Annotated in this window: 18 protein-coding genes; 5 read left to right on the plus strand and 13 right to left on the minus strand. The window is 62.4% G+C overall.

Annotated features, from left to right (window positions below; translation table 11 throughout):
* Positions 1–82: 82 nt before the first annotated feature.
* Positions 83–1,015: a resistance to Congo red protein gene (locus A477_RS0105280; protein ID WP_017197982.1), complete on the minus strand. Its 933-nt coding sequence runs from the start codon at positions 1,013–1,015 to the stop codon at positions 83–85.
* 98 nt (positions 1,016–1,113) lie between these two features.
* On the opposite strand from A477_RS0105280, the gene A477_RS0105285 reads away from it, so the two are divergent.
* Both A477_RS0105285 and A477_RS0105290 read left to right on the plus strand, forming a co-directional pair.
* Positions 1,114–1,560, plus strand: coding sequence for a hypothetical protein (locus A477_RS0105285; RefSeq protein ID WP_017197983.1), 447 nt, complete (start codon positions 1,114–1,116; stop codon positions 1,558–1,560).
* 2 nt (positions 1,561–1,562) lie between these two features.
* A complete protein-coding gene (locus tag A477_RS0105290) occupies positions 1,563–2,192 on the plus strand; it encodes an SIMPL domain-containing protein (RefSeq protein WP_017197984.1) in 630 nt (209 codons plus the stop codon).
* Here the strand turns inward: A477_RS0105290 and pcp are convergent.
* On the minus strand, positions 2,189–2,830 hold the full coding sequence (pcp, locus tag A477_RS0105295) for a pyroglutamyl-peptidase I (RefSeq protein WP_017197985.1): 642 nt from the start codon (positions 2,828–2,830) through the stop codon (positions 2,189–2,191). The two genes, A477_RS0105290 and pcp, sit on opposite strands and share 4 nt — an antisense overlap.
* Positions 2,831–2,921: 91 nt before the next feature.
* On the opposite strand from pcp, the gene A477_RS0105300 reads away from it, so the two are divergent.
* Positions 2,922–4,013 carry an Rv2578c family radical SAM protein gene (locus A477_RS0105300; RefSeq protein WP_017197986.1) on the plus strand — a complete coding sequence of 364 codons (1,092 nt, stop codon included), beginning with the start codon at positions 2,922–2,924 and terminating at the stop codon, positions 4,011–4,013.
* Between the two features lie 56 nt (positions 4,014–4,069).
* Here the strand turns inward: A477_RS0105300 and A477_RS0105305 are convergent, their stop codons facing one another.
* Positions 4,070–4,504, minus strand: a complete 435-nt coding sequence (locus A477_RS0105305; RefSeq protein WP_017197987.1) for a (deoxy)nucleoside triphosphate pyrophosphohydrolase — start codon at positions 4,502–4,504, stop codon at positions 4,070–4,072.
* Positions 4,505–4,638: 134 nt separating this feature from the next.
* Here A477_RS0105305 and A477_RS0105310 point away from each other — a divergent pair, with 134 nt between their 5' ends.
* The gene (locus A477_RS0105310) at positions 4,639–5,847 is read left to right on the plus strand and encodes an MFS transporter (RefSeq protein WP_026005364.1); all 1,209 of its coding nucleotides are present in this window, start codon (positions 4,639–4,641) and stop codon (positions 5,845–5,847) included.
* 151 nt (positions 5,848–5,998) lie between these two features.
* Here A477_RS0105310 and A477_RS0105315 read toward each other — a convergent pair whose 3' ends face one another.
* The 4 genes from A477_RS0105315 to infC all read right to left on the minus strand — a co-directional run bounded on the left by A477_RS0105315 (position 5,999) and on the right by infC (position 9,050).
* Positions 5,999–6,907: a TrmH family RNA methyltransferase gene (locus A477_RS0105315; RefSeq protein ID WP_017197988.1), complete on the minus strand. Its 909-nt coding sequence runs from the start codon at positions 6,905–6,907 to the stop codon at positions 5,999–6,001.
* Positions 6,908–6,933: 26 nt separating this feature from the next.
* Positions 6,934–7,599, minus strand: a complete 666-nt coding sequence (rplT, locus tag A477_RS0105320) for a 50S ribosomal protein L20, sunset domain variant (RefSeq protein WP_017197989.1) — start codon at positions 7,597–7,599, stop codon at positions 6,934–6,936.
* A 119-nt stretch (positions 7,600–7,718) separates the two neighbouring features.
* Complete coding sequence (gene rpmI, locus A477_RS0105325) at positions 7,719–7,913, minus strand: 50S ribosomal protein L35 (RefSeq protein ID WP_011774324.1); 195 nt, start codon at positions 7,911–7,913, stop codon at positions 7,719–7,721.
* A gap of 117 nt (positions 7,914–8,030) precedes the next feature.
* Positions 8,031–9,050 (minus strand): translation initiation factor IF-3, encoded by a 1,020-nt coding sequence (gene infC / locus A477_RS0105330; protein WP_017197990.1) that lies wholly within the window; start codon positions 9,048–9,050, stop codon positions 8,031–8,033.
* Between the two features lie 394 nt (positions 9,051–9,444).
* Here infC and A477_RS0105335 point away from each other — a divergent pair, with 394 nt between their 5' ends.
* Positions 9,445–9,843 (plus strand): DUF1844 domain-containing protein, encoded by a 399-nt coding sequence (locus A477_RS0105335; RefSeq protein ID WP_026005365.1) that lies wholly within the window; start codon positions 9,445–9,447, stop codon positions 9,841–9,843.
* Between the two features lie 96 nt (positions 9,844–9,939).
* On the opposite strand, the gene A477_RS0105340 is transcribed toward A477_RS0105335, so the two are convergent.
* The 6 genes from A477_RS0105340 to hisB are packed head-to-tail and all read right to left on the minus strand — an operon-like array spanning position 9,940 to position 14,523.
* Positions 9,940–11,244, minus strand: a complete 1,305-nt coding sequence (locus A477_RS0105340; RefSeq protein WP_017197992.1) for an MFS transporter — start codon at positions 11,242–11,244, stop codon at positions 9,940–9,942.
* Between the two features lie 51 nt (positions 11,245–11,295).
* Positions 11,296–12,207 carry an SseB family protein gene (locus tag A477_RS0105345; RefSeq protein ID WP_017197993.1) on the minus strand — a complete coding sequence of 304 codons (912 nt, stop codon included), beginning with the start codon at positions 12,205–12,207 and terminating at the stop codon, positions 11,296–11,298.
* Positions 12,207–12,950: a bifunctional 1-(5-phosphoribosyl)-5-((5-phosphoribosylamino)methylideneamino)imidazole-4-carboxamide isomerase/phosphoribosylanthranilate isomerase PriA gene (gene priA, locus A477_RS0105350; protein ID WP_017197994.1), complete on the minus strand. Its 744-nt coding sequence runs from the start codon at positions 12,948–12,950 to the stop codon at positions 12,207–12,209. The genes A477_RS0105345 and priA overlap by 1 nt, the downstream gene beginning before the upstream one ends.
* 47 nt (positions 12,951–12,997) lie before the next feature.
* The gene (locus A477_RS23465; RefSeq protein ID WP_011774318.1) at positions 12,998–13,156 is read right to left on the minus strand and encodes a CG2302 family histidine operon protein; all 159 of its coding nucleotides are present in this window, start codon (positions 13,154–13,156) and stop codon (positions 12,998–13,000) included.
* Positions 13,157–13,900 carry an imidazole glycerol phosphate synthase subunit HisH gene (gene hisH / locus A477_RS0105360; protein WP_017197995.1) on the minus strand — a complete coding sequence of 248 codons (744 nt, stop codon included), beginning with the start codon at positions 13,898–13,900 and terminating at the stop codon, positions 13,157–13,159.
* Complete coding sequence (gene hisB / locus A477_RS0105365; RefSeq protein WP_017197996.1) at positions 13,897–14,523, minus strand: imidazoleglycerol-phosphate dehydratase HisB; 627 nt, start codon at positions 14,521–14,523, stop codon at positions 13,897–13,899. The genes hisH and hisB overlap by 4 nt, the downstream gene beginning before the upstream one ends.
* Positions 14,524–14,550: the final 27 nt, after the last annotated feature.

The raw sequence follows: 14,550 nt of genomic DNA on the forward strand, positions 1-14,550 counted from the left end.
TTGAACCTCACAGGCGCGATTTAACCCACCGGAATGCGTCGCGCCATGCGAAAGTCACGACGGCGGCAGTCGCCCTGGGTGCTTAGGCACCCGAAGCGGGCGGTGCCGGTGGCGGCGGTGGCAACTGACCGTCGTCGCGCGTCTGCCCCGGCTGCTGAACCGAGGGCTGCTGAACCGGGGGCTGCTGAACCGGGGGCTGCGGCGAGTAGGGCGGTTGCTGCGGTGCATATGGTTGCTGCGGGTTGTAAGCCGGCTGCTGGTGAGGAGCGTAACCTGCGTGCCCCTGCTGGGGCGCGTAACCCGGCTGGCCATAAGGAGTAGCACCTGCGAGCGCCGGCGCCTGCCTGGCTGACCTCTTGCGCAACAGCACAAACAGCAGAATCAGCGCGGCGGCAATGACGAGAACTGCAACGAGGACCCAGATGATCCACATCGGGATTCCTGCATTTGCCTCCGCCTTGGCTTGGACAACTGACTCGTTAATGGAGAGCATGTCGAAGGTGGCCGTATTGCCATCGACAGTTGCGCCCGTGGCTTCCACCACCTTGCCTGGGAAGGTGAACGTGACGGAGGCTTCGTCGAACATTGACTTTGCCATGGCCGACGACGAGGCGTCACCGCTTCCAGCACCGGTCACTCCGCCCATGGAGATGACGTAGAAGTCCCCTTCCTTCTTCAGTTCGAAAGGGTTGTCGGAGCTGGATGAGTCAGCGATCTTTGCAGGGTCGAGGTTGACGGCCGTGATTCGTTTGCCTTTGTACTTCTCGTCCTCGTAGTCCACCACGGTTGCGCCGTCCGGGATGTCCATCTGCTGGCTTCCGCTACCGTTCGACTCCATGAATTCGTCGAAGGACTTTTCGCCCAGCACGGATTTTTGGATGGCGTAGACAACTTCGTAGTCCACGCTCTTTTCATTGTTGACCTTCACGGACATGTTGAGCTTGACGCAACCAGTCAATGCCAACATGAGTGCGATCAGTACACCGACTACGCCCAAGGCGCGTTTCGCGTTCATTTCCCTCGTCCCCCAATTTTTGTTTTGGCACCGGCGCGTGCTCGAACAGCGTATCGCTACTCACGCCGCGTCATACACTACGGCGCTAGCATGGCATCATGACTCCGGCGCAACGCTTGCGGCAGATCGCAAACGTCCTGAACCTGTCCACCCCGTTGGGGCTGGCGGTAGCAGCCGTGTCCCGTTCCACCGTTTCCCACGGCCCGCGAGGGCTTCTGATCGCTGCCGGGTACAGCTGGAAGCTCCCCCACGCAGGCGCGTTTACGGTGGGGAATGTCATCCTGTACCGGGCGCCTCAAGGTGTGGCCGGAACCAACACAGTTCTCCTGGGGCATGAGGAGCGGCACAGCACTCAGTACGCCTACTGCATGGGGCTTCCTTTCCTTGCCCTCTACGGCGTGGCCGCCGGGTGGTCCATGCTTCGCAGCGGGAATCCAGCCTCGCGGAATTTCTTCGAACGGCAGGCCGGCCTCGTGGCCGGCGGCTACATTGGCAACTACCACCGCCGGCAGGACGGCCCTGCAGGCAACGGAATCGAGGCTTGAGCATGAACCGAACCATCACTGTTACCGGGACCGCGAGCGCACAGGCCGTCCCGGATCTGGTGACGTTGACGCTTGGCGTGGAGACGCGTCGGGACACTGCCGCGAAGGCCTACGACGACGCCGGCAAAGCGGCTAACGCTGTCGCGGCCAGTTTGCGCGCAGCGGGTGTATCCGACGCAGACCTTCGAACCAGCGGTTTGAACCTTCGTGCCGATCTGGTGTGGGTGGAAGGGCAAGGACAAAAGGTGACTGCGTACGTGGCGTCCACGAACCTGCAGGTGGGAATCCGTTCCCAGGCGGATGCTCCCGCTGCCATCGCCGCTGCTGTTGCGGCTGGCGGAGACCACATCCGGATCAACGGGATCGAACAAGGATTTGCCGATGCCTCCTCGGTCACAGCCCGGGCTCAGGAGGCAGCCTGGCAGGACGCCGTGGCGCGGGCCGAACAGTATGCTTCGCTGGCATCTGCCCGGCTTGGGCAGGTGGTGTCCATATCCCAGGAGCCCCTGCACGGCGGCCCCATTCCCCTGGGTGGAATGGTGAGGGCATCCTTCACTGCGGAGGCGTTGCCCGTGGAAGCTGGAGAGTCCTCAGTCTCGGCAAGCATCAAGGTGGAATGGGAACTGGTTTAGCGGATTGCTCCGGCTGACATTTTCACGTCTGTCTGTGTATGCAGCGTCGTCCGGACAATGACGGCAAGACCCTCCGCCATTAATTCCAAAGGCATGGACGGAGTTGGGCTGCCTTCCGGCAACTGTTCCGGCAAATAGGGAACATGGACGAAACCGCCACGAATACCCGGCTTCGACGCGATGCCATGCATCAAGGCATAAAAAACGTGGTTGCAGACGTAGGTCCCAGCAGACTGCGAGACCTCGCCCCTGATTCCGGCGACCTGGAGGGCTCTCAGCGCGGCCTTAATGGGCAGGGTTGAAAAGTATGCCGCAGGACCGCCTCGGATGACTTCCTCATCGATGGGGCGCTGGCCTTTGTTGTCCGGCATCCGGGCGTCATCGCAATTGATGGCGACGCGTTCCAGGGAGAGCCGCCCACGGCCTCCCGCCAGGCCGGCACAGAGAACTACGTCCGGATTCAGGCGGCTTATCGCGTCCGTGAGGACTTTCCCCGACTCACCAAAGACACATGGCAGCTGCACGGCTTCAACGGCGATGCCTTCTGGTCCGAGCAACTCTGCCGCCCGCCGTGCTGCAAGCCAGGAAGGATTCACATCATCCTCGCCAAAGGGTTCGAATCCAGTCAGCAGAATCATGGCCCAACCTTAGCAATGCTCCCGTCCCGGTTATCCGCAGCTGGCGTTCCGGGCCTTGACATTCATTCGAACATACATTCGAATGGAGTCCATGAGATGGGACGCACAAGCACTTTCACCTACACGTGGACCGGCGGCAGAACCCAGTGGTATCGAGGCGCCGGGCCCTGCCCCGGCCTTGGACGCCTTGCTGCCGCTTGCCGGGCTTGTGCGTTCCGTCTCGACACCCGAATTCTCCGGAGTCACCTTCCATGAGGTCACCGCAAAGTCAGTGCTCAACAAGGTGCCTTCCGGTTCCAACATGCCGTTTGAATGGACGGTGAACCCGTATCGCGGATGCAGCCATGCCTGCGTGTACTGTTTCGCCCGCAAGACCCACACCTATTTGGAGTTCGACGCCGGCCGGGACTTCGATTCGCAGGTGGTGGTCAAAATCAATACCGCCGAGGTTCTCCGCAAGGAACTGGCCAAGCCTTCTTGGGAACGGCCCCAAGTCGCCCTCGGCACCAACACCGATCCCTATCAACGCGCAGAGGGCCGCTACATGCTCATGCCTGGAATCATCCGGGCCCTCGCAGACTCCGGCACGCCATTCTCCATCTTGACCAAGGGCACGCTGCTGGCAAGGGACATTCCCCTGCTCAAGCACGCCGCCACCCAGGTCCCCGTAGACCTTGGCATCTCGCTGGCAATGACCAACCAGGACCTCGCAGAGCTCATAGAGCCTGGCACTCCTTCACCCAAGGCCCGGCTCAAGCTCATCGCACGGCTCCGCGACGCCGGCCTGGGGTGCGGCGTCATGGCCATGCCCATCCTGCCTTGGCTCACGGACTCGGACGAAGCCCTGGATTCCCTGTTCGCGGAACTGACCAAGGCGGGCGCCACAGGAGTCACTGCCGGCGCCCTGTACCTAAAGCCCGGAACCCGTGAGTGGTACATGAAGTGGCTGGCAACCCAACACCCGGAGTTGGTGGGCAAGTACCGGCGACTCTATGGACAAGGCTCCTATGCTTCCAAGGAGTACCGTGCGTGGCTCACCGGCAGGATCACCTACTTCAAGGCGAAGTACGGCTTCACCGGAACTTCCGGCTTCAGCCACCGGAATGCTCGCGCCGCCGCTGGGTCGGCGGACGCCACCGTGCACGCCTCCGCTCCCCTTCCAGGACAACAGACGCTTTTCTAGGTTGAAGGCCACCGGCTACGGGAAGCCGCCATCCCTTCCATCCCAGCACCAGGTCCTCACGCGGGAGCGGCTACCCGGCTAAGCAACGCCCGGACTATTGGAAGGTCCGCCGGAATCCACGGAAGGCCGAGAGCTTCGTCACGGTCAGCCAACGACACCCAACGCAATTCGTCGTGATCCTCCAGCGGCCTTGGCTCTCCCGACACCAGTTCAGCGAACCAGACACGCATGGAGGCACGGTCATTGAGCGTCCACCCAGCGACGTTGCCCGAATCCAGCTCCGGCCCCAGCTGCACTTCAATTCCCAGTTCTTCCGCGAGCTCACGGTGCAGGGCAGCCTCCGCGGTCTCACCGGCTTCCACCTTGCCGCCCGGGAATTCCCACATGCCCGCAAACCGGGGCGGCGCGGTGCGCCGAGCAACAAGAAGGCGGGTGGGGGCGTCCAAGGAGTCGACGACGGCAGCGCCCACGACATTAATCAGTGCAGTCACCGAAACAGTCTATTGGGGCCCGATGAATGGGCATCGTCACATAGCTGCGACAAGTCACGGGGCCCCGGACTAAACTTGTTATCGGATTTTCTCCAGTTTCCCTAGCCCACAAGGCACCCTCAAGAAGCAGGCTTATGACTACCACCGTGTCCACCCCCGCCACCGCCAAAGCAGCACGGAAACACCTTGGCTTGGCCATCCTGGCTTTGGCCATGGGCGGGTTCGCCATTGGTACCACCGAATTCGCCATGATGGGCCTGCTGAAGGAAATCGAGGAAGGGCTGGGCATCAGCACGCCCGAAGCCGGCAACCTCATCTCGGCTTACGCCTTGGGCGTCGTTATCGGCGCGCCCCTCTTCGCTGCGTTCGGGGCGAAACTTCCCAGAAAGCACCTTGCGTTGGGGCTCATGCTGTTCCTGTCCTTGGCGAACCTGACGTCCTTCATCGCACCGGATTACGGCTTCATGCTCCTCTCCCGTTTTGCTTCCGGACTTCCCCACGGAGCTTTCTTCGGAGTGGCAGCAGTCATCGCAGCAGGACTCGTCGCTCCTACCAAACGGGGCTGGGCAATCTCCATGGTGATGGCGGGACTTACGGTCTCCAACGTCATCGGGGTGCCGTTGGCCACGTGGGTAGGGCAGACGTTCGGGTGGCGGCTCCTCTTCGTCATTGTGGGGGCCATCGGATTGCTGACCGTCACCATGGTGTGGAAGTTCGTCCCCTTCGAGGCAGCCCATCCCGAAGCCAGCATCCGTCGCGAACTTGGAGCCCTCAAACGGCTCCAAGTTTGGCTGGCGCTCCTGATCGGAATCATTGGGTTTGGTGGCTTCTTCGCCGTTTACACCTACATTGCGCACACCATGACCTCTGTGGCGGGCATACCGGAGAACCTGATCCCCGCCGTTGTGGCCCTCTACGGACTGGGCATGGTGGTAGGAAACATCTTCGGTGGACGCCTGGCCGACAAGTCCGTGATGGGCACCATCTACTGGGTAATGCCAGGAATCGCCGTGGCCCTGGTGGTCTACGCCATTGCTGCGCACTGGGCCTGGGCGGCCTTCATCATGGCGTTCGTTGTGGGCGGCGTGGGCTCCATGCTCACTCCCGCGTTGCAAACCCGCCTCCTGGACGCGGCTCCGGGCGCTGCATCACTCGCATCCTCACTGAACCACTCCGCCCTCAACATCGCCAACGCGCTTGGTGCCTTCCTGGGCGGCACTGTTATTGCCTGGGGCTGGGGATATGTGGCTCCCGCGTTGGTAGGCGCAGTCCTTGCCCTCCTGGGCCTCGGAGTGGCCCTCATCAGTGGTCTGCTGGAGCGAAAAAAGCCGCTGGCCTCCTGATCCGCCCCAAGAGCGCTGGATAGGCGGGAAACCGCATACAACAAGATGGGCTCCGCCACGGCGGAGCCCATCTTCTTTAACCACGTATCGAAACAGCTCATCCGGACGGAACGTATACGGAACGGCTAACACTGTGGCGCCTGGACGCGCTCTATGTCGCCAGTCGGGCGCCCTGCTGGGAACGGGCGCTGGCGTAAAGACACACCGTGGCGGCGGTACCCAGGTTCAGGCTTTCAGCTGCCCCATAGACCGGAACCGCCACGCGATGATCGGCCAGCGCAAGTTCTCCCTCCGACAAACCCTGTGCTTCGTTGCCGAACAGCCAGGCCGTAGGTGACTCAAGCGCATAGTCCGACGCTACAGATTCATTTCCAAGTCTCCGCGCCGCATTCTCGTCCTGCAGTTTGTCCAAGTTCACGGTTCCATATCCATCCGCGGCCAAAACGCCAATGCCGCGTTCCCGGCAGCGTGCCACCAAGTCCTCAACATCAGCTCCCAGCACAACCGGCAGGTGGAATAGGGAGCCAGCCGTCGAACGAACAGCCTTGGGGTTGTAGATATCCACGCTCGAACCTGTAAGGACAACGGCGTCGGCGCCCGCGGCATCCGCAGCGCGGAGGACCGTCCCGGCGTTACCTGGATCGCGCACCTGGCACATGACAGCGAGCAGGCGTGGACCGGCGTCGAGCACTGCCTCCAGGCCGACATCCACAAAACTACACACAGCCACGATCCCCTGCGGATTGACGGTATCCGCCATGGCGGCAAGTACTTCGTCATTCGCAAGCCGGAGCTGCGTTTCCCGCGCCAAGTCGGCAAGCTCAGGGAGGCGCTCCAGGGACGCTTCGCTGGCAAAAACTTCGTGGACGACGGCGGGACCTCCGGCCGCAGCGCGCTCACGGTGCAGGGTCAAAGCCTCACGCACCGCCTGCGGACCTTCAGCAAGGAATCGCCCGCGTTTTAAACGCGCCGGGCGCCCGGCAAGCTTGGCGACGTCCCTCACCCGATCAGCTCGGGGGTTGGTCATCGGAAAGTCTTGCGGGCGCCCGGTTTCGTTCATATATAGAACTTTAGTGGCAGTTGCGACTAGTTCTTGATCTGCTGGCGGGCTTCGCCACCTGCAGGCTCAAAGCCGGCAGCCTTTGCAGCCTCAACGGTGGAGAACCAGTACTCAGCAGCAGTGGTGTTGTACCAGGTGGAACCCGGAACGTGGTACTTCTTGGACTCAGCGTTGCCCTTGATGGCGTAGCCTTCCGGAGCCTCGTCGCCATCAGCAGCAACTGCGCCGTCGATGGCCGGCTTCTCGGAAACGACAGCCTTGACAGCCGTTGCGGTGGCAGCAGCCGGAGCAACCTTGGCAGCCTTGGGAGCAGCAGCGGCCGGCGCGGAGGTGTCAGCCGGGAGTGCAGCCTTGGCAATGTTCACCAGAGCGGCGAAAGCGTTGGCGTCAGAGACAGCCAGCTCGGCCAGCATACGGCGGTCAACCTCAACCTCAGCGGCCTTGAGACCCTGGATCAGGCGGTTGTAGGTGAGGCCGTTGGCGCGGGATGCAGCGTTGATGCGCTGGATCCAGAGGCGACGGAAGTCACCCTTCTTCTTGCGGCGGTCGCCGTAGCTGTACACAAACGAGTGCAGCAGCTGCTCTTTGGCCTTACGGTACAGGCGCGAACGCTGTCCGCGGTAACCCTTTGCGCGTTCGAGGACAACCCGGCGCTTCTTGTGGGCGTTTACCGCCCGCTTCACACGTGCCACGTGCGTACTCCTTCAGAAATCTTTATCCCAAGCTGCTACTGCCGGAAACCCGGCCGGCCTGAGAAGGCTTTTGGTGTAGTCGGTCCCTGCCGGATGGCAGTAACCAAAGAACTTGGAACTTAGACGCCGAGCATCTTCTTGATGACCTTGGCATCGCCCTTGAAGACGAGCTTGTCGCCGGCGAGGCGACGGGTCAGCCTGGAGGACTTGTGCTCAAGGTAGTGACGGCGGTTGGCCTGCTGACGCTTCAGCTTGCCGGTACCGGTCAGCTTGAAGCGCTTCTTAGCACCGCTGTGGGTCTTCATCTTCGGCATGGGAACCGATCTCCTTACGTATCCACGGACGAGTCCGCGATTCTATCGCGCAGCCGGCCTACGAGGGCCGGCGTGCTGGTTGCTTGCCGATGGAAGCGGGGCCTCCGTGGCGTTGAACTAGTTGGTCTTGCGTGATGCAGGCTTCGGGGCAGCTTTGGGGGCCGCGGGCCGAGCTGCCGGCTTGGGAGCTGCCGGCTTGGCAACGGGCTTCGGAGCCGAAGGAACTGCAGGCTTCGGGGCGGCTGCCGGGACAGCCGGCTTCGGAGCTGCTTCTGCCGGTGCTGCCTTGGCGGCCGGTGCGGGGGCTGCCTTGGCCGGAGCTGCCTTAGCTACAGGAGCCTCGGCCACGGGTGCTTTTTCAACAACCGGAGCAGGGGCTTCTTCAACAACCGGAGCTTCCTCAGCAACGGGAGCTTCTTCAACAACCGGAGCTTCTTCAGCAACCGGAGCTTCCTCAGCAACCGTGGCCTCGGCCTCGGGGGCTTCAACAGTTTCCTGCTTGGTCTCCTCTTCGGTGACCTTGAAGCCCTCGGGAAGAAGGTCAGCGAGGCTCTGCGTCAGCGGAGCCTGCTCGCCCGTGGTGTCAACGCGTCCCGATGCCTTGGCCTCGTTCTGCGCCTTGGCTTCAGCACGCTGTGTAGCGCGACGGGCTTCGGCCTTGGCTTCAGCCTTGTTCTTCAGCGGTCCGATCACCATGACCATGTTTCGGCCATCGATGCGCGGGCTGGACTCGATGATGCCAACCTCGGCAACGTCTTCAGCGAAACGCTGCAGCAGACGGATACCCATCTCAGGACGCTGCTGCTCACGGCCGCGGAACTGGATCATGGCTTTGACTTTGTCGCCGGCGCCAAGGAAGCGAAGTGCGTGTCCGCGCTTGGTTTCGTAGTCGTGCTTGTCGATCTTCAGGCGGAAGCGGATTTCCTTCAGAACCGTGTTGGTCTGGTTCTTGCGGGCCTCGCGGGCCTTGACGGCAGCTTCGTACTTGTACTTGCCGAAGTCCATCAACTTGCAAACAGGAGGCTTAGCCTGCGGGGCAACTTCAACGAGATCGAGATCGGACTCGGCAGCAAGACGCAGGGCGTCCTCGATGCGGACAATTCCTACCTGTTCGCCGGCAGGACCGACCAACCGCACCTCGGGGACGCGGATACGCTCATTGATTCTTGGCTCGCTAATGTTAAAGCTCCTGTGGTTGTGGTGATGTCACCGGCAAAAAGAGAAGGCCCCCAATTGCTGGTGCAATCGAAGGCCTCGAAGATCGGCTGCACTCCCCTTTGGGAAGTACGCACCCCCGGAGGCAATGCCTCCATCAGTGTCCGACCAGGTACCCGGCAACCTCTTGTCCCGAAAAGGGATCCTGTCCCCAAGGGGAACGGCTGACGCGGGTGGGAGAGAACTCCGCTTGCAAACTGAAAGTCAATTCTACAGAAACAACCCGCCAAGCGCACATTGCGGAAGGCGGGAGCAAGAACTGCAGATGTTGACTGTGAATAACGACTTCCAGTCGGTCTGTGACAAGCTTACCAGTATGAGCACTGAAGACAGCAATTCCCGTAACTCCTATGGCGAAGACGCCGCCCCCGCCGCTGATGCCGGGGTGTCCCGGCAGATCCGCGACATCGCAGAAGTTCCGGCCGTTGAAGTTATAACTACCGGCGCCGTTCACCTCATGAGCGCAGCAGCCGTCAAGGTCGGCCTGGCGGATGACCCCAACGCCGAGGACCTTAAGGACTTGGACGAAGCCCGCAAGCTGATCACAGCCCTCGCCGGGCTGGTGTCAGCGGCCGCCCCGGAAATCGGTTCACAGCATGCCGGCCCGTTGCGCGATGGCCTTCGCTCCCTGCAGCTGGCGTTCCGCGAAGCTTCCCTCATCCCCGACGCCCCTGGCAAGGGCCCGGGCGAAAAGTTCACGGGACCCGTGAACTAGCCCCAACTTCCGCAACAGTCAACGACGGCGGGTCGACCATATATGGTCGGCCCGCCGTCGTCGCTTGTGTAGTTCCAGGCTCCGGATTTCAGGGCTTCAGACGCGGGCGGCCCTGCGGCGCAAGGACGTCAGGATGAGTCCCGTAGCGCAGAGAGCGACACCGGCAACGCCGACGGCGGCAAAGCCACCCGATGGACCCACGGTGTCAATAAAGACCCCGGCCAGAGGCGCACCCAACGCAACGCCTGCAGTCAGCGCCGAGCCGTACCAGCCCATCGCTTCACCCCGGCGCTCCTCGTCCACCAGGTCAGCCACCATCTCGGACGATGCCGACAAGACGGGGGCGCATAACAGGCCGGGAAGAAGCGACAGTAATGCGAGGGTCCAGGTGTCCTGGGCAAAGCCCATTGGAATCGTGAGAGCGGCCATGCCCAGGAGCAAGAGCATGGGGGAAATGGTCCGCTTCATTGACCCGTAGATGAGTCCACCGACCACGGACGCTGCGCACCAGAAGAAGAACACGATGCCTATTTCATTCTCATGGCCACCACGTTCCAACAGCCCGACGATGCTGACATCGGAACCACTCAGCACCATGCCCGATCCCGCGGCTACGGCGAAGAGCGCCGCAACGGAAACCGTGAACCACGTAAAGTTCCTGGCGACGCGACTCCGGAGGGCTGATGTGCGCGAGGTTGCCGAGGCCATTTCGGAGGCCGCCTCCTGGACGTGGGCAGGCGCGGAGGCCACCATGGCAGCCTCCGCAGCAGCGAGATCAGCCGCTGCCCTGTCCGCCGTCTCCTGCGGGGTGCAGAGCACTTCGCTCCGGGTTGGCGGGTTGAACCACATAAGGAACAGCCCGGCAACGGAGACCGAAATTCCTACTGCCGTCAGGCCGATCGCCGAGAAGCCGCTGGTTGCAACGATGGCGCCGACAGCCGGGCCGATCATGAAAACCAGCTCGGTGGCGATGGAATCGAGGGCAAAGGCCGATCGCCGCTGCTCGCCATCCACCATGACGCCCAGTGACTGGCGGACAACACTGAAGATGGGCAGCGTGAAAAGACCGCCGACAAACACCAATGGCAGCAGCCATTCATACGAAACGTGCGGGACTACCGACCAGATGACAGTTTCTGACACAACCGAAGGGATCAGGGCCTTCCTCAGTCCCACCATGTCCACCCGGCGACCACGCCAGGGTGCACCCAGCGCAATGCCGATGGTCATGACGGCGGCCGCGGCACCGGCGGCGGCGTAGCCCTGGCCCAGCGTCAGCACGATGTGCAGAGTAAGGAGCACGCCCGCCGCTGAATGTGGAATGCGCGCAATCATGCCCACAACCAACAAACGCCGGACAGGGCGGATGGACAGCATCTCTTTATAGAGAGCGAAGTTCACTGGCTAAATCCTCTTGTTCCCCAGGGCAGCCCCGGGGAACCGGCACTGCCATTAATGCCGCGCGGGCTCCTGTGCTGCGCGCTGCAGTTTTACTTCCATGGAATCAACGCCCTCGGCAAAGGAATCCATCCTTGCCCACGCATCGTTCAAGTGGGCAAGGAGCGTCTGCACAGCCACGGCGTCGAGTCCATCTTCGAGGAAGAGCACCACACGCAGTTCCGGCCCTGCACCGCCGCCAGGTACCTGACGACCGTCGGCCGTGAGGGACGCAACACCGCCACCGGGCTGCGTCTCCAAGCGACGGACGGTCCGAAATGCCGAGATCGTTGAAACGAGAGCAGCCTCCAGTTGATCATCAAGGTATGACGGCGTCCAGTCCTTCTGCTGGGCAAGGGCCCACATCGCCGGGCGCCGCACAACAAAAGCGAAGTCGGAGCCCGGGTCCATCACCAACATTTGCGCACCCTCGGACACTGCAGAAAGCGCTGCGCGCGCAGCGTATACCGCCACCGGGCGCGCCTCGGAATGCCATGCCTCAAGGGCAGCTGCCGAAGTGAAGACCGGCATGGCCATGCGCCCATCGGGGGCCTTTAGTGTGACCAAAGCCATATCCGCCTGCTTGTCGGCGTGGAGGCCATCGACGCCTTCCGCTTCCTCAGCCAACTGGGCAACTACCGGAACGAAAACCCTGGCCGTCGCAAGGGAGGCTACAACGTCTGCCTCACTGCCGGTTCCGTTGATCAGTGCCGCGATGGCGGCTCCATAACCGGCATCCGCCGAGCCGTCGTCGTCCTCAAAATTGTGGATCTTGGCGTCGTCACCACTGAGGCTCCTCCCGGACCAAGGCTGGCCGGCAGAGTCGGTAGCGCCACCGGCACCGGCCAAGGCCGCCGCAATGTGGCCGGGAAGCTCGCGCCTGCTGTGGCCCTGATCGTCGTGCTGATGTCCTGCGCTGTGGGCCATCAGCGTCGGCCGGCCACGTCCAGCGCTTCGGGCAGCGTGAAGGCACCAGCGTAGAGCGCCTTGCCTACGATCGCGCCTTCAACACCCAGCGGTACCAGTTCCCGCAGAACGCGCAGGTCCTCCAGGCTGGAGATACCGCCCGAAGCGACAACGGGCTTGCCGGTCTTCTCCACCATCTGGCGAAGGAGTTCCACGTTCGGGCCCTGAAGGGTCCCGTCCTTGGTGACGTCTGTGACAACGTAGCGGGCGCAGCCTGCGTCCTCGAGGCGTGCCAGAACCTCCCAAAGGTCACCGCCCTCCTTGGTCCAACCGCGTCCGGCAAGGGTTGTCCCGCGGACGTCAAGGCCGACGGCGATCTTGTCACCGAAGCGGTCGATTGCCTTTCGGGTCCACTCCGGATTCTCCAACGCTGCCGTTCCGAGGTTCACGCGTGCGACGCCCAGCTCCAGTGCCCGCTCGAGGGATTCGTCGTCCCGCAAGCCACCGGAGAGTTCCACCTTGACGTTGAGCTGCGACACAACGTCGCTGATCAGCGCTGCGTTGTTTCCACGGCCGAACGCGGCGTCGAGGTCCACCATGTGCACCCATTCGGCACCGGCGTTCTGCCAGTTCAATGCTGCTTCCAGCGGTGTACCGTAGCTGGTTTCCGAGCCGGCTTCTCCCTGCAGGAGGCGGACTGCCTGGCCATCAACGATGTCGACGGCGGGAAGGAGTTCCAGAACGGACTGGGCGGAGGTGGTCATGTGTGTCCTTGGAGTTCGAAGGTGACGCGGTTTGTTGAACGACTGGTTCAGTTACCCAGCGTCAGGAGATAGGCGGCAAGCAGGGACATCCCGGCCAGCACATAGAAAGAGATGGATACCCACCGGGGCTTTTTCTGCTGATGGAAGGAGATACCCCCACCCACCAGCAGGCCGGCAAGGCCCATCAGTATCACCGACCACCACATTTAGGCGGCACCGCTTCCGGATGCTTCCGGAGCCGGCTTACGGAGGCTGTCCACCCAATTTCGCAAGAGCCGGGCTCCGGCATCGCCTGACTTCTCAGGGTGGAACTGCGTAGCACAGAGCGGGCCGTTCTCGACGGCAGCAATGAAGCGCGCACCGTGCTCGGACCAAGTGACCATGGGAGGAGCCATGCGGGGCTGAACGACATCGAAGTTCCACTCCTGGACACCGTAGGAGTGCACAAAGTAGAAACGTTCCTGCTCGACGCCGGCGAACAGCTTGGAGCCCTCCGGTACGTCCACGGTGTTCCAGCCCATGTGCGGCACCACGGGAGCGGGAAGGAGTTCAACCTTGCCCGGCCACTCGGCCATGCCTTCGGATTCGGTACCGTGCTCTACACCGGCTTCGAAAAGGACCTGCAAGCCGACGCAAATGGCCAGCACAGGACGGCCTCCGGCAACCCGGCGTCCGATCATGCGGATGGCATCGACGGACTTAAGCTCCTTCATCACCGTCTCGTAGGCACCCACTCCGGGCACCACCAGGCCGTCAGCGTTGAGCACGTCCTCAGGCTTGGAGCTCAGAACCACGTGGGCGCCGGCGCGCTCAAGTGCACGCACAGCCGACCGCACGTTGCCCGATCCATAGTCCAGCACGGTGACAGTGGGCTTGCCTTCCGGCGACTCCGGCTTCACCGATGCAGTCGCGTCAACCACCGCTCCGTTCTTCAGAACCTGGCCGCTCATAGTGCGCCCTTGGTGGAAGGAATGCCCTCCACACGGGGATCGGACTCCACGGCTGCGCGCAGCGCGCGTGCGAAGGCCTTGAACTGGGCCTCGACGATGTGGTGCGGGTCCCGGCCAGCCAGGACATTCATGTGCAGGCAGATCCCGGCGTGCAGCGTGATCGCTTCAAAGACGTGGCGTGTCAACGAGCCCGTGAAGTGTCCACCTATCAGGTGGTACTCCTGCCCGGCCGGCTCACCACCGTGTACCAGGTAGGGACGTCCGGAAACATCGACGACGGCGTGCGCCAATGCTTCGTCCAGGGGAACCGTTGCTTCACCGAAGCGACGGATGCCGGCCTTGTTGCCCAATGCCGTCCGCAGGACCTCGCCAAAGGTGATGGCGACATCTTCCACCGTGTGGTGCGCATCAATGTGGGTATCGCCAGTGGCCTTGACGGTCATGTCGATCAGGGAGTGCTTGCACAGAGCCGTCAGCATGTGGTCATAGAACGGAACAGAGGTACTGATGTCCGAGACACCGGAACCGTCCAGATTAATCTCCACCAGGACTGAAGACTCGCTGGTGGTGCGCTCCATGCGCGCGGTGCGGGCAGCGGTCGGCTTGGCGCCGGTTTCGCTCATTGGGACGTCCTTATACACGGAGGATGG

The organism is Arthrobacter sp. M2012083 (assembly GCF_000281065.1).
Taxonomy (GTDB): Bacteria; Actinomycetota; Actinomycetes; order Actinomycetales; family Micrococcaceae; genus Arthrobacter.

Coding starts and splice junctions, on each gene's coding strand:
- pcp (WP_017197985.1), bottom strand. CDS start 2,830: ATGATTCTGCTGACTGGATTCGAACCCTTTGGCGAGGATGATGTGAAT.
- A477_RS0105280 (WP_017197982.1), bottom strand. CDS start 1,015: ATGAACGCGAAACGCGCCTTGGGCGTAGTCGGTGTACTGATCGCACTC.
- priA (WP_017197994.1), bottom strand. CDS start 12,950: ATGACCACCTCCGCCCAGTCCGTTCTGGAACTCCTTCCCGCCGTCGAC.
- A477_RS0105345 (WP_017197993.1), bottom strand. CDS start 12,207: ATGGCCCACAGCGCAGGACATCAGCACGACGATCAGGGCCACAGCAGG.
- hisB (WP_017197996.1), bottom strand. CDS start 14,523: ATGAGCGAAACCGGCGCCAAGCCGACCGCTGCCCGCACCGCGCGCATG.
- A477_RS0105315 (WP_017197988.1), bottom strand. CDS start 6,907: ATGAACGAAACCGGGCGCCCGCAAGACTTTCCGATGACCAACCCCCGA.
- hisH (WP_017197995.1), bottom strand. CDS start 13,900: ATGAGCGGCCAGGTTCTGAAGAACGGAGCGGTGGTTGACGCGACTGCA.
- rpmI (WP_011774324.1), bottom strand. CDS start 7,913: ATGCCGAAGATGAAGACCCACAGCGGTGCTAAGAAGCGCTTCAAGCTG.
- A477_RS23465 (WP_011774318.1), bottom strand. CDS start 13,156: ATGTGGTGGTCGGTGATACTGATGGGCCTTGCCGGCCTGCTGGTGGGT.
- A477_RS0105285 (WP_017197983.1), top strand. CDS start 1,114: ATGACTCCGGCGCAACGCTTGCGGCAGATCGCAAACGTCCTGAACCTG.
- A477_RS0105335 (WP_026005365.1), top strand. CDS start 9,445: ATGAGCACTGAAGACAGCAATTCCCGTAACTCCTATGGCGAAGACGCC.
- A477_RS0105290 (WP_017197984.1), top strand. CDS start 1,563: ATGAACCGAACCATCACTGTTACCGGGACCGCGAGCGCACAGGCCGTC.
- A477_RS0105310 (WP_026005364.1), top strand. CDS start 4,639: ATGACTACCACCGTGTCCACCCCCGCCACCGCCAAAGCAGCACGGAAA.
- A477_RS0105300 (WP_017197986.1), top strand. CDS start 2,922: ATGAGATGGGACGCACAAGCACTTTCACCTACACGTGGACCGGCGGCA.